This window comes from Cellulomonas sp. P2_B4, from assembly GCF_056404795.1.
In genome coordinates, this window is the sequence record NZ_JBFUDI010000008.1 from 83,285 (window position 1) to 105,210 (window position 21,926).

Here is a 21,926-nt window from a genome sequence, read left to right on the forward strand (position 1 = left end):
CGACGAAGCCCCCGGACCGACGGGCGGTCCGGGGGCTTCGTGGAGTGCTCGTGCTGGTCAGCCCTTGTGCACGACCACCGGCTTGCCGTCGGTGTACACGTTGTTGCTCAGCGCGAGCAGCGGGGCCGTGGTGCCCGGCGCGATGATCGCGCAGTCGGCGACCCTCGTGTTCCGGCCGAACACGTTGTCCTTGAACGAGAGCCCCCGCAGCGGACCATAGGACTTCTCGGCGAGGTTCACCGAGCAGGCGCCACCATCGGCGTAGTTCCCGTTGAACTGCAGGTCCGTCACCGTCCCGCGGTCCTGCGTCACCATCATGACCGCGTTCTTCGTGCCGGTCAGGGTGTTGTTGACGAACCGCAGGTTCTTCCCGATCGAGATCTGGATGTTGTCGTTGTGCGAGGGGGTGTTGTTGTAGTTCGGGTCCTGCGCCCAGTACGAGTTGTCGTGGAACCACGAGTTCTGGATCGTCACGTTGTCACCGGTGATCAGCGCCTGGTCGATCACGTGGTGGATGTTGACCCGGGTCAGCGTGAAGTTCGCGCCGATGATCCCGCGGATGTGGTAGCTCTCGGTGGTGGGCGCGAGCTCGGAGTCCTGGATCGTGACGCTGCCCGAACCAGCCGCGACCATGACCAGGCCCCGGTCGTAGTCCGTGGCCGCACCGCGGATGATGCTGTTCTTGATGACGACGCCGGGGGCGGCGACCACCACGAACCCGCGGATGTCCATCGAATCGATCACCGTGTTGGGCGTCGTCACGCGGATGTCACCGTTGGCGACGGTCAGCGGCGTCCCGGCGGGGACGCCGGTGTTCGTCGCACCCGGGCGTCCGCCTGACGGCGCGGGAGCCGGAGCGGGCGCGGGAGCAGGTGCCGGTGCCGGAGCCGGTGCGGGCGCCGGAGCCGGTGCCGGTGCCGGAGCCGGTGCCGGAGCCGGTGCCGGTGCCGGAGCGGGAGCCGGTGCGGGGTCCGGAGCCGGAGCGGGTGTCGGCGTCGGGGACGGAGTCGGCGTCGGGGAAGGAGTCGGCGTCGGAGTCGGCGTCGGAGTCGGCGCGGCTACCGGCGGAGGCGCTGTCGCCCCGGCGGGAGTCGTGGTGAAGCCCGTGAGCACGAGCCAGACGCGAGCGCTGGCCGTGGAGTTGTACACCGTGACCTTGCGGTCGGCTCCCGTCATGTTCAGGGTGACCGTCGCCTTGCCGAGCGACTGCGTCGGGCTGACGAGCGCGGGCTTGGCGATGCACTCCGCGGAGGCCGTCGAGCCTGCGCAGACCGAGATCTTGGTGGGCGTCCATGCGTACTTCGCCGAGACCGTGAACGTCGCCGTGGCCACGTTGGACGGGACGCCGCTGAGCGTCACCGTCCTGGACGTCTTGGGGGCCATCACGACGTTGTCGACGTAGCTGGTCGACGTGTCGACCGTCGGCACGGTGTACGAGACGAGCTTGACGCTGACGCGGACGCTCGCCAGCGAGTTGTAGACGACGATCTTGCCGCCCGCGGAGGCCAGCGGGACCGTCACGGTCGCGGTGCCCAGCGACTGCACGGGGGTCACCAGTGCCGGCGATGCCTTGCACGCGTCGGTCACCAGCGTGCCGGGGCACACCGAGATGCTGGTCGACCGCCAGGCCCAGCGACCGGTGACCTCGAAGGTCGCCGAGACGGCGTTGGGGGGTGCGGATGGAAGGGTGGCGACGACGCTCGCACGGGGCGCGAGCACCTGCGACCCGACGACCGTGCCGGAGGCCACCTGCGTGACGGTGGCTGCGCTCGCGCGCTCTCCGGTGGTGATCGAGAACGCGGTGACGGCCAGGACGGCGGCTACTGCACCTGCCCAGATCTGGGTTCGACGGGACGTCGAGGAGAGGTTTCGGACTGCTGCTGGGATGCCGCGGGACGGGGCCGTTCGTTCACGCGTGGCGTGCCGGGGAACTGTCATGGGTGCCTCCTTGGCTCGCTGCTCGCACGGTCGGGTGAGTGCTGATTCGGGAGCCTAGGGGTTAACCGGACAGGGGCAGAACCGTCTGGCTCTGATTCCCTGCACGGTTGCTCGGATGCCCGTGGGGGGCATTTCGGACACGCTGAACAGCCTTCGTCCGCTGATCAGCCAACTCCTTCGGGAGATACCGACAGGACCCGGACAAATCTCCGCCACCTGTGACCTGCATCACTCCGACGGGAAATATGGTCGCCTGTCCAACATGCGGACGTCGGGTGGCAACCGGGATCACCCGTTTGGCCCTCGGAAGTTCCGGTCAACCTACGGGGTCGGGTGAGGAATGACCACCCGCCGAGCCGCGTCGAGCCGACATCCAGTGCCTCCCGCCGCATCCGGTCGCCCTCCACGGATGGCCGCCGCGGCCGCCGGCGGTCCACCCGGGAGGGTGGCCGGAAACGGTCAAGAAGCACGGACTCGCGGTTCACCGACCCGATCGGCCCAGTCGCGCACCGCTCAGGAGCCACCCGCACGTGTCGGTCCGGCAGCTCGCGAGTAGAGAGATTGAGCAGGCGGTGCGCAGGTTGTCTCCGGCGCCGGGCACCTCCTATACACCGGGCGCCTGGGCATCACCCGTTCGAGACACGCGTGTGCGTCCGGAATCACACGACCGGCACCCACGACGATGCCCGCCACCCCGGAAAGGGAGTGACGGGCATCGAACACGGCCGGAGCCGCGTGGCTGTCGCGTCAGCCGCGGTGGACGGTCACCGCCGCACCGTCGGTGTAGGTGTTGTTGCCGAGCGTGAGCAGAGGCGTCGTCGTCGACGGCGAGAGGATCGCGCAGTTGGCGACCTTCGTGTTCCGACCGAAGACGTTGTCCTTGATGGTCAGTCCGCTGAGCGGGCCGTAGGCCTTCTCGGCGAGGTTGATCGAGCAGGCGCCACCGTCGACGTTGTTGCCCGAGAACACCAGGTCGGTCACGGTCCCGCGGTCCTGCGTCACCATCATCGCGGCGTTCTTGGTGCCGTTCATGGTGTTGTTGAGGAACCGGAGGTTCTTCCCGATCGAGATCTGGATGTTGTCGTTGTGCGACGGGGTGTTGTTGTAGTTGGGGTCCTGCTCGTAGTACAGGTTGTCGTGCAGCCAGGAGTTCTGGACCGTGACGTTGTCACCGGTGATCAGGACCTGGTCGATCACCCGGTGGATGTTGACCCGGGTCAGAGTGAAGTTCGCGCCGATGATGCCGCGGACGTGCGCGGACTCGTAGGTCGGGACCAGCTCTGAGTCCTGGATCGTGACGCTCGACGGCGTCGTCTTGGAGAGCATGACCAGGCCCTTGTCGTACTCGGTGTACGCACCACGGATGATGCTGTTCTTGATCACGACGCCGGGCGCGGCGATCGTGACGAACCCGTGGATGTCCAGCCCGTTGATGACGGTGTTCGCCACCGAGACCGTCAGGTTGCCCTCGTGGACGGTCAGGTTGGTGCCGGCGGGGACACCGGTGTTCGTCGCGCCCGCCGGGCCCGGCTTCGGCACGGGGGTCGGCGTCGGGGTCGGCGTGGGCGTCGGCGTCGGGGTCGGCGTCGGGGTCGGCGTCGGCGTCGGGGTCGGCGTCGGCGTGGGCGTCGGGGTCGGCGTCGGCGTGGGCGTCGGCGTCGGCGTCGGCGTCGGGGTCGGGGTCGGCGTCGGAACGGCGACCGGCGACGTCACGGTGCTGCCCGCGGTCGTCGTGTAGGAGTTGAGGACCAGCCAGACACGCGCGCTCGCGACCGAGTTCTGCAGCGTGACCTTGCGGCCGGCACCGGCGAGGTTGACGGTGACCTTCGCGGAGCCGAGGGACTGGACCGGCGTGACGAGCGCGGGCGCTGCGAGGCACTCAGGCGTCGCGGTGGCTCCGGCGCAGACCGAGATGTTCGACGCCTTGTACGCGTACTTCGCGGACACCGTGAACGTCGCGGTCGAGACCGTGCTGGGCAGGTCGGCGAGGTCGATCGTCTGCGCCGTTCCCGACGGCAGCAGCACGTTCGTCGCGTAGTCGCGGGGCACCTCGACGAGCGGGATCTGCACGGAGGTGAGCTTGAGGGTCGCGCGGACGCTGGCGACGGAGTTGTACAGGACGACGTTGCCACCGGCGCCCGCAAGCGGGACCGTCACGGTTGTGGTGCCCTGGGTCTGCACGGGCGTCACGAAGGAGGGTGCCGCCTTGCACGCGTCGGTGACGACGGTGCCGGGGCAGATCGACAGGTTCGTGGCCTTGTACGCGTACTTGGCGGTCAGCTCGAACGTCGCGGAGGTCGCGTCGGCCGGCACACCCTTGAGCGGGACGACGACCGAGGTGTTGGACCCGACCAGCTGGTAGTCGAGGAGCGTCGATCCGACGGCCTGGGTCTCGGTCTGGGCCGCGGAGGCCGCAGGGCCGGTGGCGACGGCGACGACGCCCATCGTCAGCGCGGCGACCAGGGCGCCCGCCCAGACGGACGGCTTGCGGACGAACCGGGGACGCGCTGACACACCGTCGCGGCGCGCGTCGCGGGAGCGCTGATGGCGCTCCGTCTCTTGCCTGCGAATGCTCATTCGAATCTCTCCTAGGGGCTCGCTCTCACTCGGGGGACGAGTGCTAGCCGAGGACCCTAGGTGTCAGAACGCGTGTGACAGAACCTATCCCCAGGTCTCGTGACAACTGAGGAGACGACGCCCGCCAATGGGCAAACCGGACATTCCGAAACGTCACGAATGGCTGATCTGCGGAGTCATTGTCGGCGGCCCGACTATCACACGGACATATCGCTGCGGTTGTGATCTGCGACACTCTCAGAAATACCTGGTCGTTTGTCCAACATGTGGACGGTCGTCGCGCGTCGTTCGCCCGATCGGAGTAGCCCGTGACAGGCCGACCGGGCGAGCAACCGCTTACCCACGCTCACTCACGCTGTAACAGAGCGCGTGACACGAGTCGTGACAACTAGCTCTGACCGGGCCGCACAGAGAAGCTCGGACCGTCGCGGTCCCCCGCGCCCGGGCGCAAGATGTGGATCCGGCGTCAAATCGGACAAAGCGGCAATTCCGCTTATGCGCCGAGGTGACCAATCTCACGGAACCACTTCACTGCTGCCGCACAGGTAAATGCCGCCGTGCACGCGACGATCACCGTGTAGACCCCGAAGAACACGGTCGGCGCCCCGAATAGGAAGAACGACAGGCACAGGACGCCGTAATCGGTCGGGATGACGAGCAGCGAGCGCAGCCACGGCGCCCGGCCCTCGGTCGAGGCAGTGCTCTGCACCCCGTGGGCGCGACGCAGCTGTTCGGTGAGGATCATCGCGAAGAAGAAGACGGCACCGGCGACGGCGTGCACGAGCGGGACGGCCAGCCAGCCGACCGCGACGGTGTCGAAGCGATAGAGGCCTACGGCGAGGGCCAGCGGCATCGCGGAGATCTTGGTCGCGTCGACGACGTGGTCCAGCCACTCCCCGGCGGGTGACCCCCGACCGGTGAGCCGCGCGACCTGACCGTCGGCCGAGTCGAGGGCGTAGCCGAGGACGAGGAGCAGCGCGACCGCAGCGCCGACGATCCACGACGGCGCGAACAGGGCGAGCAGCGCGATACCGGAGAACGTCGCGAGCGCGCTCAGCCCGGTCACCGCGTTCGGCGACAGACCTCGCCGGTACGCCCACGCTGCGAGCAGCCGGCCCAGTCGACGGTTCACGAATCGCGAGTACGCGGGCGCGCTGCGCGCGGCGCCCTTCTGGGCACCGGCGAGGAGCCGGACCGTGTCCCGGTAGCTCGTGGCCGGGCCCGTCGTCTGGCTCATCAGTTCCTCGCGGCGGTCGGAGTGTCGGTGGTGCTGCGGCGACTGCGCTGAGGACCTGGCGCCGTCCGGTTGCGCAGCTCGTAGGCGAGCCGTTCGTACCCGCGAGCGACGTCGTCCCAGTCGTAGTCGCGCGCACGGTCCTGCAGTGCCTTGCCCCGTGCCTCCGCGGCGGCGGGGTCGGACTCGGCCTCCGCGAGCGCCGCCGCCACGTCGTCGGCGGACGTGAAGTACCGGCCCGGCACGCCCAGCACCTCGCGGTTGAACGAGACGTCGTAGGCGATCGTCGAGGTGCCGGCACCGATGGCACGCAGCAGCGACGGGTTGGTGCCGCCCACCGAGTGCCCGTGCACATAGGTCAAGGCGTGCGCGTAGAGCTGGTCCAGCGCGTCCTGGTCCCAGACGCCACCGAGGAGGCGCACGCGGTCGTCGTCCCCCGCCGCGCCGCGCACCTTCGCGGTGTACTCGTCGGCGTACGGGGCGGACCCCACGACGAGAAGGGGCAGCCGGGCAGCGGAACGGACGTACCCCGCGACGGCGACGTCGACGTGGTTCTCGGGCTCGAACCGCGCGACGACGAGGTGGTACCCGCCCGGGACGACACCGAACTGCGAGAGCTTGTCGTCCGGCGGGTCGATCAGCAGCGGCGCGCCGTACGTGATCAGGCTCGTCACGGCGCCGAACTCGGCGTCGTAGTAGTCGCTGATGCCTCGGGCGTCGGCGATCAGACCGTCCGACCAGCGCACGGAGAGGCCCTCGGCCGTCCGGTAGTACCGACGCCCGGTGCCGCCCCACTTGGCGCGCTTCCACTCGAGCCCGTCGACGTGGGTGGCGACCGGGATCCGTCGCGCGCGCAGCACCGGCAGGAGCGGCGAGTTCGCGGCATTGAACACGAAGGCGACGTCGGTGCGGTGCGCCGCCAGGTGGGCGACCGACAGAGCGGTGTGGCTGAGCGTCTCGAGCGAGCGCCTGCGCATCGCGGGGAGCGTCACCAGCTCCATGCCCAGGTACTCGTCACGGGCGGGCTCGTCCTGCGACCGGCAGTACACGCGCACCGAGTGACCCCGGGCGGCGAGCCGGCGCCCGACCTCTTCGACGGCGGTCTCGAAACCTCCGTACCGCGCCGGCACGCCCCGCGTCCCGACCATCGCGATCGAGAGGTTCCGACGGATGGGGGCCTTCGGCTCGCTCATCGGGTCTCCTCGCTCGTCGTGGGCTCTGATTCGCGCGCGGCGAGCCTAGGTCGTGCACTGCCCGACCGGGTCCGGATGGGATCGATTCACCCGGGCGATGTCTGCGTCGTCAGTACGCGCCGTTCCCCGTGACGACCGCGCGAGCGGTCTTCCAGAGGATCAGCATGTCCATCGTGACGGACCAGTTGTCGACGTACCGCAGGTCGAGCTGGACCGACTCCATCCAGCCGAGGTTCGAACGACCGCTGACCTGCCACAGCCCGGTCAGGCCCGGGCGGACATGGAGCCGACGCTGGACCTGGTCCTCGTACGCCTCCACCTCCTCGAGCAGCGGCGGGCGAGGGCCGACGAGGGCCATGTCGCCGTGCAGGATGTTGAACAGCTGGGGAAGCTCGTCCAGCGAGTACCGGCGGAGCACCTTGCCGACGCGCGTCACGCGGGGGTCCTCGGCCATCTTGAACATCACGCCGTCGCCGATGCGCGAGTCGAGCAGCGCCTCGCGGCGCTGGTCGGCGTCGGAGTACATGGTGCGCAGCTTCCACATGGTGAACGGGCGACCGTCGATGCCGACGCGGGTCTGCTTGTAGAAGGCACCACCCTTGCTGGTGGCCCGCACCGCGATCGCGGCGACCGCGATGACGGGGGCGAAGACCAGGAGCGCCATCGCGGCGAGGGTCACGTCGATGAACATCTTGGCGACGAGGCGACGGCGGGGCGAACCGACCTCGACCTCGAGCAGCGAGAGCCCCGCGGTGGGGTGCACGGTCAGGCGCGGCCCGGAGACCTCGATGATGTCCGGCGCGACGACCAGGTGTGCCCCGGCCCGCTCCAGGGCCCAGGACAGGCGGCGCAGCGCAGCACCCGACAGGTAGTTGCCGGTCACGACCACCACGTCGATCTGGCGGTCCGCGACCACCTGCACGACGTCCGCGACGGCGCCGAGCACCGGAGCGCCCGCGACGGCGCGCTCACCGTTCAGCGACGGGATGCAGACACCGTCGATCCGGTAGCCGTGGTGCGGGGCGATGGTGAGGTCACGGATGACCTTGCTCGCCGAGTCGGGGTCACCGACGACGACCGTGGTCATCATCGCGGCGCCGGACTGCCTCCACCGGTGCAACCACCGACGCTGCATGTGGCGGAACAACCAGCACAGGGCCGTCCCCACCGGAAGCCCGACGAGCACGAGCGCCCGCGGCACGGGCACCTGGAAGACGTAGCCGAGGACCATGAGCCCGAGCGCCGCGGAGACGGCGGCACGAAGCAGCGACTGGAACTCCCCCGGGCCGTCGCCGAGGTGCCGGGCGCGGTAGCCACCGAAGGCGGCGACGAGGCCGACGAAGGCCGCGGCACCGAGGATGCCCAGGCCGAGCGAGGTGCGCAGGTCGTACGAGCGGGCCAGCGTGATCCCCGTGACGAACACGGCGATCCCGGCGTCGGAGGCGAGGGCCGCGAGACCGTAGCGGCTGCCGACCGAACGCCAGCCGGTGGCCTTGTCGTCGGCGTCCTGCAGCGTCCTGCGCTGCTCGAAGGGCTGCGAGGAGGCCCACGACCGACGCGGCTCGCTCGCGGTTCCGCGACGGTCCGCGGGGTCGTGGAAGAGCGAGTACTCGTGATCCGCTGCGAGCGTCACTACTCCCCCACCCCTCGTGTGTGCTTTGTGGACACGGAGAGGCTATAGCGACGATCTGTACCGTTCAGTACCTTGTGTCCGATTTCACCCGGCTTGTGCCGACTTCACCCTCAGACGAGTGAACAGACGATGACGGCTCAGGAACGGGTGTGGAACTCCAGCTGAGCGGCCTCGAGACCCTTCACGACGACCGCCTCGACGGCGTCCGCGGCGCGGTCCAGCAGCCACGGGAGCTCCTTGAGCTCGACCTTGGCGAAGTCGCGCAGGACGTACTCGGCCGCGTCCATGCGACCCGGCGGGCGCCCGACGCCGACGCGGACGCGTACGTAGTCCTTGCTGCCCAGGGCCTTGCTGGTGTCGCGCAGGCCGTTGTGGCCGCCCTCGCCCCCACCGCGCTTGAGCCGGACGTCGGCGAACGGGATGTCGAGCTCGTCGTGCACGAGGATCGTCCGCTCGACCGGCACGTCGTAGTACTGCGCGAGCGCCGAGACCGGTCCGCCCGACACGTTCATGTAGGTCGTCGGCTTGGCCAGCACCACCCGCGGCCCCGGGACGCCGCCCGGCAGCACGCCGAGGCGAGCCTCGGCGACCGCCGCCTGCGGTCGTCGCGACAGCAGGCCGCCCTTCGTGCCGAAGCTGGCACCGGTGCGCCTCGCCAGCTCGTCCAGGACCATGTGGCCCACGTTGTGGCGGTTGCCGGCGTACTGCGCGCCGGGGTTGCCCAGGCCCACGACCAGCCAGGGTCCGTCGGTCATGTCGCCTCCTTCGGGCGGGTACAGAGCACGACGCCCGGCACCGTCGGAACGGTACCGGGCGTCGAGGGTGCTACGGAGAGGCTCAGGCCTCGGCGGCTGCGGCCGACGCGGCCGACTGCGACGCGGCGATCTCCGAGGCGGCGGCCTCGGCGGCCAGGTCGTCGGCCGACGCGTGCGGGACGCTGATCGCGATGACGGTGAGGTCGGGGTCGCTGAGCAGCGTGGAACCCGAGGGCAGCGTGATCTCGCCGGCGGTGATGGAGGTGCCACCCGTGAGGCCCTCGATGGAGACCTGGACCTCGGAGGGGATGTGCGTCGCCTMGACCTCGAGCGACAGCGTCTGCGCCTCGAAGACGTGGATCGTGCCGGGGTAGGACTCGCCGGTCACGGTGACCTGGACGTCGACGGTGACCTTCTCGCCGCGCGTGACGATGAGCAGGTCGACGTGCTCGATGGTGTTCTTGACGACGTCGCGCTGGACGTCCTTCGTGATCGCGAGCGTGGACTTGCCGTCGAGCTCGATCGAGAACAGCGCGTTGGCCTGCTTCACGGCGAGCATCGTCTGGTGGCCCGGGAGGGCGACGTGCAGCGGGTCCGAGCCGTGGCCGTAGAGGACCGCGGGGATCTGCTCCGCGCGACGCAGGCGGCGCGCGGCGCCCTTGCCGAACTCGGTGCGGGTGGTGGCGACGAGCTTGATCTCAGCCATGGTGACTCCGGGAGTAGGCGCCCGCGCAGTGTCGCGGGCGGACGGAACAACGTGAGGCGGCACGAGCCGCAGTTGGTGGCAGTGGTGGTGGCCTCGACGCGGGACGCAGGACGGGCACGCGGAGGCGGCTCGCCCAGTCGATCACGGAGCTCAGGGGCCTTGCGGGTCCGACGCCGTGGCGCCGATCCTTCCGACCGTCCTTCGTCCCTCGCCGAGGCAACCTGAAGAGACTACCCGAGGCAGGTGGGTGCTCCCAACCCCGGAGGTCTGCTCCGCCCAGGCGAAGCGGGCCGTCACGTCGGCCCGGACGGTCTGCTCGCCCGCCTCGACCGGGATCGACATGCCCATCGGCGCGGCGGCGACCCGCGCGAACATCGGGGCCGCGTCCGCGCCGCCCTCCTGGACCCAGACCACCTCGCCGAGCGGCCGCCCGGCCAGGGTCGCCCAGTGCGTGGCCTTGGTCACGGCGTCGGCCCACGCGAGCTCGCGCGCGGACGCCTGGGCGGCGCTCGGGTCGCTCACCGCGTAGCGCAGCGTGCCGACGCGGGCCTCGTCGCCCCCCGCCGTGACGGCGGCACCCAGCAGGTCGCCCGCCGCGTCGATGTCGCGCAGCGTCACGGTGAGGTCGGTCCGGGCCACGGCGTGATCGCCGTCGGTCCAGGTCGACGTGCCCCGGCTCTGCAGGGCCCGCGCCTCGACGCCCGCCTCGCGCAGGGCGTCCGTCATGCGCACGACCGCGGCGCTCGCCAGGACCAGCGCACGGTTGGCGTCGAGCGCGCGCGCCTCGGCGCCCAGCTCGGCGATCACGACGTCCGGGACGGTGAGCACCTCGCCGGAACCGCGGACGGTGACGCCGCCGCGGGACCCTCGACGCTCGTCGCCCATCGGGACCGTCAGGCCTGGCCGTCGAAGAGGGAGGTGACCGAGCCGTCGTCGAAGACCTCGCGGATCGCGCGGGCGATCAGCGGGGCGATGGACAGGACTGTCAGCTTGGGGAAGCGGCGGTCGTCGGCGATCGGGAGCGTGTCGGTGATGACGACCTCGCGGGCGCCGCTGCCCTGGAGCCGCTCGACGGCCGGGTCGGACAGCACGCCGTGAGTCGCCGCGACGATGACGTCCTTGGCGCCGGCCTCGAGGATCACGCGGACCGCGCCCGCGATGGTCCCGGCCGTGTCGATGAGGTCGTCGACGAGCACGCAGGAGCGGCCCTCGACGTCACCGACGACGCGGTTGGACACCGTCTTGTTGGCGCTGCGGATGTCCCGGGTCTTGTGCACGAACGCCAGCGGCCCGCCGCCGAGCTTGGCGGCCCACTGCTCGGCCACGCGGATGCGGCCGGCGTCGGGCGAGACGACCGTGACGTTGGAGGTGTCGACGCGGCTGCGCACGTAGTCCGTGAGGATCGGCATGGCCCACAGGTGGTCGACCGGTCCGTCGAAGAAGCCCTGGATCTGCGCGGCGTGCAGGTCGACGCTCATGAGGCGGTCCGCACCGGCCGTCTTGAACAGGTCGGCCATGAGGCGCGCGGAGATCGGCTCGCGGCCGCGGTGCTTCTTGTCCTGGCGGGCGTACCCGTAGAACGGTGCGACGACGGTGATCGTCTTGGCGGACGCGCGCTTGAGGGCGTCGACCATGAGCAGCTGCTCCATGATCCACGTGTTGATCGGCGACGAGTGCGACTGCAGGACGAACGTGTCCGCACCGCGCACCGACTCCCCGAACCGGGTGTAGAGCTCGCCGTTGGCGAACTCGTAGGTGGTGGTCGGCAGCAGCTCGATGCCCAGGTGCGTGGCCACGTTGTTGGCCAGGTCGGGGTGCGCGCGACCGGAGAGGAGCACCAGTCGCTTCTCGCCGTCCGTGGAGACGATCCCGGTCATCGTGCGGAGTCCTTCGTGTCGACGGGTAGTACAGGAGGAGGTGTCGCAGGGGTGGCTCCGGCGGCGGTCGCGGCACGGTCGAGCTCCGCGCGGGCCTGGGGCGAGAGGTCGTCGCGCGGACGGACGACGGCGGCCGCCGCGGGGGTGCCGGCCCGCGAGCGCGAGACCCACCCCTCGATGTTGCGCTGCGCGCCCGCGCTGACGCCGAGGGCGCCCGAGGGGACGTCGCGACGGATCACGCTGCCGGCGCCCGTGTAGGCACCGTCGCCGATCGTCACGGGAGCGACGAACATGTTGTCCGCACCGGTGCGGGCGTACGAGCCGATCGTCGTGCGGTGCTTGTTCACACCGTCGTAGTTGACGGTCACCGACGCCGCACCGATGTTCGTGTGCTCGCCGATCGTCGCGTCACCCACGTAGGAGAGGTGCGGGACCTTCGAGCCCGTGCCGATCTGCGCGTTCTTCGTCTCGACGAACGTGCCGATCTTGCCGTCCTCGCCGAGCTCGGTGCCCGGGCGCAGGTACGCGAACGGGCCGACGCTCGCGCCAGCGCCGATGACCGCGAGGTTCCCGTGCGTCCGCACGACCGTGGCGCGCGCACCCACCTCGACGTCGGTCAGCGTGGTGTCGGGGCCGACGGTCGCGCCCTCGCGGACCACCGTCGCGCCGTGCAGCTGCGTCCCCGGCAGGAGGGTCACGTCGCGCTCGAGCTCGACGTCGACGTCCACCCAGGTGGTGGCCGGGTCGACGACCGTGACGCCCTCGCGCATCCAGTCCTCGAGGATCCGGCGGTTCAGCTCCGCGCGCAGGACCGAGAGCTGCACGCGGTCGTTGATGCCCTCGACGAGCATCGGGTCGTCGGTGCGCAGCGCCCGCACGTGGCCGCCGTCGGTGCGGGCGATCGCGAGCACGTCGGTCAGGTAGACCTCGCCCTGCGCGTTGTCGCGGCCCAGCCGGCCGAGCGCACCGCGCAGCATCTCGGCGTCGAAGACGTAGATGCTCGAGTTGATCTCGGCGATGGCGCGCTGCTCGTCGGTCGCGTCCTTCTCCTCGACGATGCCGAGCACGTCCCCGGTGCCGGGCTCCCGCAGGATGCGGCCGTAGCCCGTGGGGTCGGCCACCTCGGTGGTGAGCACGGTGACCACGTTGCCGTCCGCGTGGTGCGCCTCGAGCAGCTCGTGCAGAGTCGCCGCGTCGAGCAGCGGGACATCGCCCGCGATGACGACGACGGCACCGGCGACCTGCGCGTTCGTCGCCGATCCGACCGTGCCCTCGCCCGCCGCGTCGGCCTGGGCGGCGGCGTCGAGGCCTCGCATGGCGACCTGGACCGCGCGGCCGGTGCCGGGGATCTCGTCCTGGTCGGCCAGCAGGGCCTGCGAGTCGAGCTCACGCACGTGCGCGGCGACGAGCTCGCGCTCGTGCCGGACGACGACGAGCACGCGACCGGGGTCGAGCGCCCGCGCGGTGGCCATCGCGTGGCCGAGCAGGCTGCGGCCGGCCAACGTGTGCAGGACCTTGGGTGTCGCCGAGCGCATCCGGGTTCCTTCGCCTGCGGCGAGGACGACGACGGCGGCTGGGCGGGGGAACGTCACCTGTGGGTGCTCCTCGCGGATCTGCCCGAGAGGTCGGGCGGCGGATCTCGTGCGCACCGTGAACTCTACCGTCGCGCCGGAGCACTCCTGGCCGCCGGACCTGCGGACGCCGCCGGAGCTCCGGTGCACGGCGGTGGCGGGCGGTGTCACGCCCGAGAACGGCGGGCATCACGCAGCGCGGGGCCGCACCGTCTCCGGTGCGGCCCCGCGCCCTTCCTCGTCCTGCTACCTCACTTCACCACGACGGTGACCGCCGCCGAGGTCGATCCGACGACTCCTCCCGGTGTCGCCGGGACGAAGGTCGCGGTGACCTTCTGCGAGCCGACCGGCGTCGTCGGGCTCAGCGTGTACGCCGCCTTGCCGCCGGAGACGACGACCGTGCCGACGGTGCTGCCGTTGCTGGCGAACACCACCGTGCCGGTGGCGGGTCCACCGGTGTCCAGCGACACCGCAGCCGTCAGCGTGACCGGCTTGCTCGTCCCGTACTTCTGGCTCGTCGCGCTCGCCTTCAAGGAGGTCTTGGAGACCGCCTTGACGACCGTCACCGTCACGGCCGTCGAGGTGGACCCCGCGGACGTGGTCGGATCGGCCGGGACGAACGTCGCGGTGAACGACGTCGCCCCGACGGTCGCGTCCGACGGCAGCCGGTAGGTCGCCTTCCCGGACGAGACCGGGGCGGTGTAGACCACCTGACCGCCCGACCGGAACTCCACGCCGCCGGCCGGCACGGCGCCGTTGGTGAGCGTCACCTTTGCCGTGAGCAGCACCGGCTTGTCGGTGCCGTACGTCTGCCCGGCAGCACTGGCAGTCAGCTTGGTGGTGGACGCCGCGGCGTCGACCACCACCTGCCGGACGGGCGACGCGGACTCCGCCACGCCTGCGTTGCCGGCGAACTTCGCCTGCAACGCGTGGGTACCCACCTCGAGGTCCGGCACGGTGACGGTCACCGTGCCCCTCTTGAGGATGCCGGCACCGATCGGGGTGGACCCGTCGTAGAGCGTCACCAGCTCGTTGCCGAGCGTTCCGCTCGTCACGACCGAGATGGTCACCTTGATCGGGCTGCCGACCGTGATCCGGGTGGCCGACAGCGACAGCGTGGTCACGGACGGCTTCCCCTGGACCTGCTTGGCGGGGACGGTGACCGACCGGGGACCGGCGACGTTCCCGGCCTTGTCGGTCGACCGGAACTCGATCACCTGCGGAGCCGACGTCCGGGCCACGACGAACGGTGCGGAGTAGGTTCTCCACGCCCCACCGTCGACCCGGTACTGCGTCGACGCCACACCGGAGGTGTCGTCCGCCCGGACCAGGGTGACCGTGGCGTTCGCGGCGTCGGAGTCCACGTCGGCGGCGGTCTCCGGCGCCACCGTGTCCCGCTTGAGCGTCAGAGTCTTGGGCGACTCGACGTTCCCGGCCTCGTCCACGCCCCGGAACCGGATCGCGGTGATGCCGTCGGTGATCGCGATGGGCGCCGTGTAGGCGGTCCACGCGTCGTCCGTCGTCGCGTACTCGATCCGGTCGACGCCGCTGTCGGCGTCGTCCGAGGTCAGGGTGACGCTGACGTCTCCGGTGTACCAGCCGTTCTGGCCGTCCGGGCTGGACGGGTCGACGGTGGCCTTCGACACCGGAGGTGTGGTGTCGCCCGCGGCCGGCACGGTGACCGACTGCGTCGCCTCCGTGTTGCCGGCCTTGTCCACCGACCGGAGCTCGACGGTCTGCTCGGAGGCCGTGAGCTCCACCTGGACCGGCGCGGTGTACGCCGACCACGGCTGGGTGCCGATCCTGTACTCGGTCCGCTCCACTCCCGAGGTGGCGTCGACCGCCGTCAGGGTCAGCAGACCCGTCTCGGACAGAGCGTGCGCCGTGACCGGTGCGGTCGCATCGATCTTCGCGGTCAGCGTCCGTGATCCTTCGACGTTGCCCGCCTTGTCGGTGGCCGCGAACGCCACCGTGTGGACGCCGTCACCACTGAGGGCGACGGGCGTCGTGTAGGTCCCGGCAGGACCACCGTCGACAGCTGCCGAGATGCCCTGGACACCGGAGCCGCCCGTCTCGTCGACGGCCGTCAGGCTGACCGTCACGGGACCGGTGTACCAGCTGTTCGTACCGGTCGGCTCGGCCGGGTCCTTGATGGCGGTGGTGACCGGTGCGGTGGTGTCCGCCGGAGAACCTCCGATCACGCGGAAGTAGTCGAACGCCGCGGTCGCCGACCCGGTCTGGTCCACCCCGATGGCGAACAGACCCACCTTGCCGCCGGAGGCCGCCGGGATGTTGGCCACCGTGTCGGCGAACTTCGTCCAGGTCGCTCCGTCGGTCGAGTACCAACCGGCGAAGTTGTTGTCCTGACGCTCCACCCGCAGGTACCAGACACCCTGGGTCAGGTTGTTCAGGTTCGGCTGGGGCTGCTGCTGGACGTTGTCGAGCACGCTGCGGAACTCCAGCCGACGGGTCACGGCGCTGCCGGGGTTGTTGTCGGTGATGAAGTCCAGCTTGACGTAGTTGCGGTCGTCGCCCAGGACCACGATGCCGGCCTGCTGGAAGTGCTCGTTCAGCGCGGAGCCGTCGATCTTCGTCTCGACCACCCAGTGGTTGCCCGCCGGCTGGTTCTGCACGATCACGTTGCTGCTGGTGTCGATCTCACCCGGCTTGGTGTCGATCGACAGCTTCCCGTCACCGACCCGCAGGGCCGTGGCGTCGGGACGCAGGGTGGTCCACCGGCAGGCGACGAGTGCATCCCCGGTGAACTCGTCATCAGGGGTGGACACCGACTCGGACGGGTCCGGGCTGAGCCGGAACCAGTCGAAGGCCGCGTCGGTCACCGTTCCGGAGCCGTTGGCGAAGGCGGCCAGCCCGATCTTCGGGCTGCCCAGGCTCGCCTGAGTCTTGCGGATCGCGTCCCAGCCGCTCCACGACTGGTCCGGCGTGATCCACGTCGTCCCGTCGGTGGAGTACGACGGCGACAGGGTGGTGCCGTCACTGGAGATCCGCAGGTACACGGTGTCGGGGAAGGCGGTACCAAGCGCGGCGGAGTTGGCCTCCTGCGCCGAACCACCGACCTCGTGGGCGAACTGGATGATGTGGTCGGCCGGGTTGCTGCTCCGACCCTGGACGACGAGCTTCGCGTAGTTGTCGTCGTTGCTGTACAGGAGCAGACCTGCCTGCTGGTACGACGTGTACGCCTTGATGTTCACCTTGGTCGTGGCCTGCCAGGCGCCGCTCGGCAGATCCTGCAGCACGATGTTGGGGACGTCGCCGCCAGCACCGTAGATGTCGGTCTTGGACGCCGGGATGTGCAGCGCACCGTCCCGGACCTGCAGGTCCTGGTTGGGCCGGACGACGGTGCTCCACCGACCGGTGTTCAAGGTGGTGCCGTCGAACTGGTCGGACAAGTTGCCGAAGCAGCCGTCCGGCGGTGCGTCGACCGTCACCGGGAAGGTGCGGCTGGCGGTGGCCCCGCCCGGATCCGTCACCGTGAGCTTGGCGGTGTACTTGCCCGGCACGGTGTAGGTGTAGGAGGCGGAAGCCGTGTCAGCCGTCGCACCGTCAGCCGTACCGAAGTCCCAGTGGTACGAGACGGCCTTGCCCTCCGGGTCGCTCGCCGCGGCCGTGGCCGTGACGCTCACCGGCGCCGTGCCGCTCGTCGGCGAGAGGTCGGCGGCGCCGATCACCGGCCGCTCGTTGGCCGTGACGCCCTTGCCGACGAAGTCGACCCAGTTGACGTTCGTCACGGAGCCGGTGGTACCCGGCTTCGCGGCGACGACGTAGATCGTGCCGGTGTCGGTCGGAGCGTCGGTGAGGTCCACCCCGAAGTTCTGGTAGCTCTGCCACCCTCCGGTGTTGTCGACGTGCACGGTGCCCAGGAGCGGGCCGTCCACGGGGTCGTTCCAGCGAAGGTTCAGGTCGGCGCCACCGTCAGCCGGGCTGGCGGCCCGGATCTGGATCCGGTCGATCCCGCTCAGGTTGACCCGGGCGAAGGCGAACCAGTCGTCGGGCTCGATGAAGCCGATGTTCTGGGTGCCGCCGAGCGGGTCGGACGTGGTCTCCTTCTGCACGCCCGGGTCTCCGGTGGAGGCCGATCCGGGCAGGCGGCCGGTCGAGTCGAAGTGCTCGGCCTGGTGGTGCTTGTCCTGCAGCACGACCGAGGTGGTGCCCGTCAGCGACGGGACCCCGCCGGGCGCACCCTTGTCGGTGTAGGAGCCCTCGATGACCCAGAACAGGTGGACGTCGCCACCGTGTCCACCGTCCTCGAGCGTCTGGACCACACCCGTGCAGCCGGTCGTCTGGCTCATCGGGTGCGCGTGGGAGTCGCTGCCGGACACGTGACCGAGCTGGTTCTGCACGTGCACGTCGTCGCACGAGATCGTCTGCGACGTGGTCGAACCGTCCTCCGGGTCGGTGACGGTCACGTCGAACTTGATCTGGTCACCGAACTGGAAGAACCCGCCGTCCACGGGAGCCGTCACGGTCACGGTCGGCCGGGTGTTCCCGCTGATCACCGAGACGCTGGAGAGCCCGGAGCGACCGTCGGCGTCGGTCGCCGTCAGCACGACGTTGTACGTGCCCGCCGCGAACGTGTGGCTCGGGGCGGCCTCGGTCGACGTCGTCCCGTCGCCGAAGTCCCAGGAGTACGTCAGCTCGTCGCCGTCCGGGTCGCGGGACCCGGTGGAGGAGAACTGGACCGCGAGCGGTGCCGGCCCGGAGTCGACGTCCGCCGACGCCTTCGCGATGGGCGACCGGTTGCCGTAGACGTAGTCGATCCGGTAGAGGCCGGAGTCGCCGTTGTTCTCCCAGCCGGAGCCCCAGTCGATGATGTAGAGGCTGCCGTCCGGACCGAACTTCGCGTCCATCATCTTGATGGAGCGCTGGCCGGCGCCGAGGCTGGCCTCGTTGATCTTGGTGATCTTCTGGAGCCGGCGGACGTCCGACGTGGTCAGCAACGAGTAGACGACGTTGTTGTTCCACTCACCGAACAGGGCCTTGCCGTCCCAGTACGCGGGCCACTTGGTGTCCGACGTGCTCGTCTCGTCGTACCGGTACATCGGCCCTGCCATGGGCGCGCCACCGCCGCCGATCTCGGGGAAGTCCTCCGCGGCGTTGTAGTGGTAGTAGAGCGTTGCGGGGATCGCCGCAGGCAGCTGCGCCAGACCGGTGTTGTTCGGCGAGTCGTTCACCGGCCCGCCTGCGCAGTCGTACGCGGGTCCGGACTGGTGGGTGGCGAAGTTCCAGTGGTTGTAGGCCTTGTTGGGGCCGGTGCAGTAGGGCCAGCCGTAGTTGCCCGGCTTGGCGATGATGTTCCACTCGACGGTGTTCTGCGGACCGCGGTTCGGGTCTGCGCTCCCCGCGTCGGGTCCGTAGTCGGCGACGAACACGGTGCCGGTCTTCGGGTCGATGTTGATGCGGAACGGGTTGCGGAAGCCCATCCCGTACACCTCGGGCCGGGCCTTGTCGGTCCCGGGCGCGAACAGGTTTCCGGCGGGGACGGAGTAGGTGCCGTCGTCCTCGGGGTGGATGCGCAGGAGCTTGCCGGACAGCGAGTTGGTGTTGCCCGCTGTGCGCTCGGAGTCCCAGGCCGCCCGACCGGCGCCCTGGTCCAGCGGCGCGTAGCCGTCCGACGCGAACGGGTTGGTGTTGTCGCCCGTCGCGAGGTAGAGGTCCCCCGAGGCCCGGTCGAACACCATCGAACCGCCGTGGTGGCAGCACTCGCCACGCTGCACGGGCACCTGGAGGACGACCTTCTCCGAGCCCGCGACCAAGGTGTTCGTCGCCGACACGGTGAACCTCGAGAGCTGATCGACGCTCTCGGTACCCGCAGGCGAGTAGAAGACGTAGACAAAGTTGTTGGTCACGAAGTCCGGATCGAGGGCCAGGCCCAGCACTCCGGACTCGTTGGCGGTGAAGGCGTTGAGCGTCGCGACGGCGGAGGTGTGGCCGGTCGTCGGGTCGATGACCTTGATCGCGCCCTCGCGCTCGATGTAGAACACCCGTCCGTCAGCGGCGACGTCGAGCTGCATCGGGTCGAAGGTGTTGTCGTCGAGCTTGACCAGCTCGTAGTTCTTCGGCACCGAGGCGCCGCAGTCTGCCGAGACGACACCGGCGGTGGTCTCGATGCCCCCGGAGACCATCTGCAGGAAGGCGCCGTTGGTCCAGTTGGTGGCGTCGTGGCCGAGGCCCAGGTAGAAGGACCGACCGCCGTCGTAGTCCTGGCACCAGGCGATCGGGTGGTCGAGGCCCATCGTGCTGCCGGTGTACGAGCGCGCGTCCAGGGACGCGAGCACGTGGACGCTGTCCCGGGGGTTGGTCTGGTAGTCGTAGAGCTCGTCGGTCAGGGTGATCTCGTCACCCAGGCCCTCGGTCGCGGGATGGACCCGGTCCTCGATCAGCACCTTGGTCTGCTGGATCGCCGGGTGCTGCTTGAAGTACGCGCCGACGAGACCCTGGTACCAGGGCCAGTCGTAGTTGGCGTCGGCAGCGGCGTGGATGCCGAACCAGCCGCCGCCGTTCTCGACGTAGGCCTGCAGGGCCTGCTGCTGCGCGGTGTTCAGCAGCGCGTCCGCGGTCGGTGAGGTCGTCGACAGGAAGACGACCGTCGCGTACTGCGCCAGGTTCGCCGTCGTGAACGCCGACGAGTCCTCCGTGGCGTCCACGGTGAAACCGTGCTCAGCGCCGAGCGCCGTGATGCCGGCGATCCCGGCGGTGATGCCGTCGGTGTGCCGGAAGCCCGCCGTCTTGGAGAAGACCAGCACCTTGTAGGGCTCGACGCCCTCCTCGTGCATGGGCAGGACCGACGGCACCGACTGCGCGAGCGCCGGCATCGCCGGCGCCTGCTGGACCGAGCCGGTGGACGCCGCGCTCGCGGCAGGCGCGACCCCGACCAGACCGGTGACGGCCAACGCGACGACGGCAGCGATCGCTGCAGCAAGCCGCCGGCGAGGACGGAAGGGGAGGGCGGCTGCGACACCCTGCCCCTTCCGCCGCTGGGGGGTCATGCGGCACCCCGTCCGCAGTGCGTGCTCGCCTGCGGGTGGAGGGCTTGCTGACCTGCCGGCGAACGGCCGGCACGTCGGTCGGTGAGACCGGGCATGGTGAAGTCCTTTCGTGATCGAACCGGGTGGGCAGGAGATGGGCGCGCGCAGCCGCGCTCTCCCTGCTGGTGATCTCCGCGCCGACCCACGAGCGTCGGTGCGACATGGCCGCGAGTGCGGCAGTGTTCGCTGCCTTCGGCAGCACCCGTGGCGGGCCACAGGGTGGGCGCCCCGGGCGGGGCGCCGCTCTAGCTGACGAATGGCGGCCCTTGGTCGCTCTCGGGGCCGGGCGATCGCCGCTCGGCGACGAGCGGGACCGATCCATCTCCGACGCGAGGACCGTGCGTCTCGGGATGCCTGGCAGACAGCATTCCTTCTCCTTCGAAGGTGCTTCCTGTGCGCCGACCCGCATCGGGCGGCAGGCGCAAACTAACACTTTTGCCGGACTTCTGACAATCCTCCGGCAAAAGTCCGGGTATTGATCGGCACTAGTCCCGTACCTTTTGTACAGGGTCGCGAGGCAGACCGCAGCGCGAGCCGACGAGGACAGGGCGGGGCGCGTTCGGCCTGCGCAGAGGCGCCACAGTCGAGGCTCCGCCCCCAGGATTCGAACCTGGACTGCACGGCTCCAAAGGCCGGCGTGCTGCCGTTACACCAGGGCGGACCGGCGGGCTGTGCCCACTCGTCGCCAAGTCTGCCAGGGAGAACGCACAGGTTGCGCACCCCGCCACGGCATGATGGGCGCGTGGCCACCGACCCCAAGCGCGCAGCTCGTACCCGGATGACGGGGACGCAGCGTCGAGCACAGCTGCTCGACGTGTCGCGCCGCCTGTTCGCCGAGAAGGGGTTCGACGGCACGAGCGTCGAGGAGATCGCCGCGCGCGCCGAGGTGTCCAAGCCCGTCGTCTACGAGCACTTCGGGGGCAAGGAGGGCGTCTACGCGGTCGTCGTCGACCGGGAGATCCAGGCCCTGACCCGCGCGCTCAGCGCGCCGCTCGAGGAGGGCGGCCACCCCAAGGCGCTCGTCGAGCGGACCACCTTGGCCCTGCTCGGCTATATCGAGACCTCCGAGGACGGCTTCCGGATCCTCGTGCGCGACTCCCCCGTCGCCCAGGCGACCGGCACGTTCTCCAGCCTGATCGGCGACGTGGCCACCCAGGTCGAGCACCTGCTCGCCGACCAGTTCAAGAAGCAGGGACAGGACCCCAAGACCGCCCCGATGTACGCGCAGATGCTCGTCGGCATGGTGGCCCTGACCGGGCAGTGGTGGCTCGACGCGCGCAAGCCCAGCAAGGACCAGGTCGCCGCGCACCTGGTCAACCTGGCGTGGAACGGGCTGTCCGGGCTCGAGCGCCGGCCCACCCTGACGCGGTCTTCTGTCGACGTCGAGTAATCTCGG

Annotated in this window: 12 protein-coding genes and 1 tRNA gene; 1 reads left to right on the top strand and 12 read right to left on the bottom strand. The window is 70.1% G+C overall.

Annotated elements, in window-relative coordinates:
• Nucleotides 1-57: 57 nt before the first annotated feature.
• The 12 genes from AC1DZC_RS14570 to AC1DZC_RS14625 form a co-directional block, all read right to left on the bottom strand.
• Nucleotides 58-1,938 (bottom strand): right-handed parallel beta-helix repeat-containing protein, encoded by a 1,881-nt coding sequence (locus AC1DZC_RS14570; protein ID WP_477043759.1) that lies wholly within the window; start codon nucleotides 1,936-1,938, stop codon nucleotides 58-60.
• Between the two features lie 747 nt (nucleotides 1,939-2,685).
• Entirely contained in the window at nucleotides 2,686-4,515 is a 1,830-nt protein-coding gene (locus AC1DZC_RS14575) for a right-handed parallel beta-helix repeat-containing protein (RefSeq protein ID WP_477043760.1), read from the bottom strand.
• A gap of 493 nt (nucleotides 4,516-5,008) precedes the next feature.
• Nucleotides 5,009-5,752 (bottom strand): CDP-alcohol phosphatidyltransferase family protein, encoded by a 744-nt coding sequence (locus AC1DZC_RS14580; protein ID WP_477043761.1) that lies wholly within the window; start codon nucleotides 5,750-5,752, stop codon nucleotides 5,009-5,011.
• Nucleotides 5,752-6,942 carry a DUF1972 domain-containing protein gene (locus tag AC1DZC_RS14585; RefSeq protein WP_477043762.1) on the bottom strand — a complete coding sequence of 397 codons (1,191 nt, stop codon included), beginning with the start codon at nucleotides 6,940-6,942 and terminating at the stop codon, nucleotides 5,752-5,754. The genes AC1DZC_RS14580 and AC1DZC_RS14585 overlap by 1 nt, the downstream gene beginning before the upstream one ends.
• A 109-nt stretch (nucleotides 6,943-7,051) precedes the next feature.
• Nucleotides 7,052-8,575, bottom strand: a complete 1,524-nt coding sequence (locus tag AC1DZC_RS14590) for a sugar transferase (RefSeq protein WP_477043763.1) — start codon at nucleotides 8,573-8,575, stop codon at nucleotides 7,052-7,054.
• A gap of 137 nt (nucleotides 8,576-8,712) precedes the next feature.
• The gene (gene pth, locus AC1DZC_RS14595) at nucleotides 8,713-9,330 is read right to left on the bottom strand and encodes an aminoacyl-tRNA hydrolase (RefSeq protein ID WP_477043764.1); all 618 of its coding nucleotides are present in this window, start codon (nucleotides 9,328-9,330) and stop codon (nucleotides 8,713-8,715) included.
• An 82-nt stretch (nucleotides 9,331-9,412) separates the two neighbouring features.
• The gene (locus tag AC1DZC_RS14600) at nucleotides 9,413-10,036 is read right to left on the bottom strand and encodes a 50S ribosomal protein L25/general stress protein Ctc (RefSeq protein ID WP_477043765.1); all 624 of its coding nucleotides are present in this window, start codon (nucleotides 10,034-10,036) and stop codon (nucleotides 9,413-9,415) included.
• A 150-nt stretch (nucleotides 10,037-10,186) separates the two neighbouring features.
• Nucleotides 10,187-10,921, bottom strand: a complete 735-nt coding sequence (locus AC1DZC_RS14605) for an SIMPL domain-containing protein (protein WP_477043766.1) — start codon at nucleotides 10,919-10,921, stop codon at nucleotides 10,187-10,189.
• 8 nt (nucleotides 10,922-10,929) lie between these two features.
• Complete coding sequence (locus AC1DZC_RS14610; protein WP_477039850.1) at nucleotides 10,930-11,913, bottom strand: ribose-phosphate diphosphokinase; 984 nt, start codon at nucleotides 11,911-11,913, stop codon at nucleotides 10,930-10,932.
• Nucleotides 11,910-13,505 carry a bifunctional UDP-N-acetylglucosamine diphosphorylase/glucosamine-1-phosphate N-acetyltransferase GlmU gene (glmU, locus tag AC1DZC_RS14615; RefSeq protein WP_477043767.1) on the bottom strand — a complete coding sequence of 532 codons (1,596 nt, stop codon included), beginning with the start codon at nucleotides 13,503-13,505 and terminating at the stop codon, nucleotides 11,910-11,912. The genes AC1DZC_RS14610 and glmU overlap by 4 nt, the downstream gene beginning before the upstream one ends.
• Before the next feature lie 230 nt (nucleotides 13,506-13,735).
• Nucleotides 13,736-20,395, bottom strand: coding sequence for a ThuA domain-containing protein (locus AC1DZC_RS14620; protein WP_477043768.1), 6,660 nt, complete (start codon nucleotides 20,393-20,395; stop codon nucleotides 13,736-13,738).
• 724 nt (nucleotides 20,396-21,119) lie between these two features.
• Nucleotides 21,120-21,191, bottom strand: a tRNA-Gln gene (locus AC1DZC_RS14625).
• Between the two features lie 117 nt (nucleotides 21,192-21,308).
• On the opposite strand from AC1DZC_RS14625, the gene AC1DZC_RS14630 reads away from it, so the two are divergent.
• Nucleotides 21,309-21,920: a TetR/AcrR family transcriptional regulator gene (locus AC1DZC_RS14630; RefSeq protein WP_477039932.1), complete on the top strand. Its 612-nt coding sequence runs from the start codon at nucleotides 21,309-21,311 to the stop codon at nucleotides 21,918-21,920.
• The last annotated feature ends 6 nt before the right edge of the window (nucleotides 21,921-21,926 follow it).

What these genes read in the sequence shown, in the direction of transcription:
- AC1DZC_RS14570 (WP_477043759.1), bottom strand. Translation starts at nt 1,938, where the DNA reads ATGACAGTTCCCCGGCACGCCACGCGTGAACGAACGGCCCCGTCCCGC.
- AC1DZC_RS14575 (WP_477043760.1), bottom strand. Translation starts at nt 4,515, where the DNA reads ATGAGCATTCGCAGGCAAGAGACGGAGCGCCATCAGCGCTCCCGCGAC.
- AC1DZC_RS14580 (WP_477043761.1), bottom strand. Translation starts at nt 5,752, where the DNA reads ATGAGCCAGACGACGGGCCCGGCCACGAGCTACCGGGACACGGTCCGG.
- AC1DZC_RS14585 (WP_477043762.1), bottom strand. Translation starts at nt 6,942, where the DNA reads ATGAGCGAGCCGAAGGCCCCCATCCGTCGGAACCTCTCGATCGCGATG.
- pth (WP_477043764.1), bottom strand. Translation starts at nt 9,330, where the DNA reads ATGACCGACGGACCCTGGCTGGTCGTGGGCCTGGGCAACCCCGGCGCG.
- AC1DZC_RS14605 (WP_477043766.1), bottom strand. Translation starts at nt 10,921, where the DNA reads ATGGGCGACGAGCGTCGAGGGTCCCGCGGCGGCGTCACCGTCCGCGGT.
- AC1DZC_RS14610 (WP_477039850.1), bottom strand. Translation starts at nt 11,913, where the DNA reads ATGACCGGGATCGTCTCCACGGACGGCGAGAAGCGACTGGTGCTCCTC.
- AC1DZC_RS14630 (WP_477039932.1), top strand. Translation starts at nt 21,309, where the DNA reads ATGACGGGGACGCAGCGTCGAGCACAGCTGCTCGACGTGTCGCGCCGC.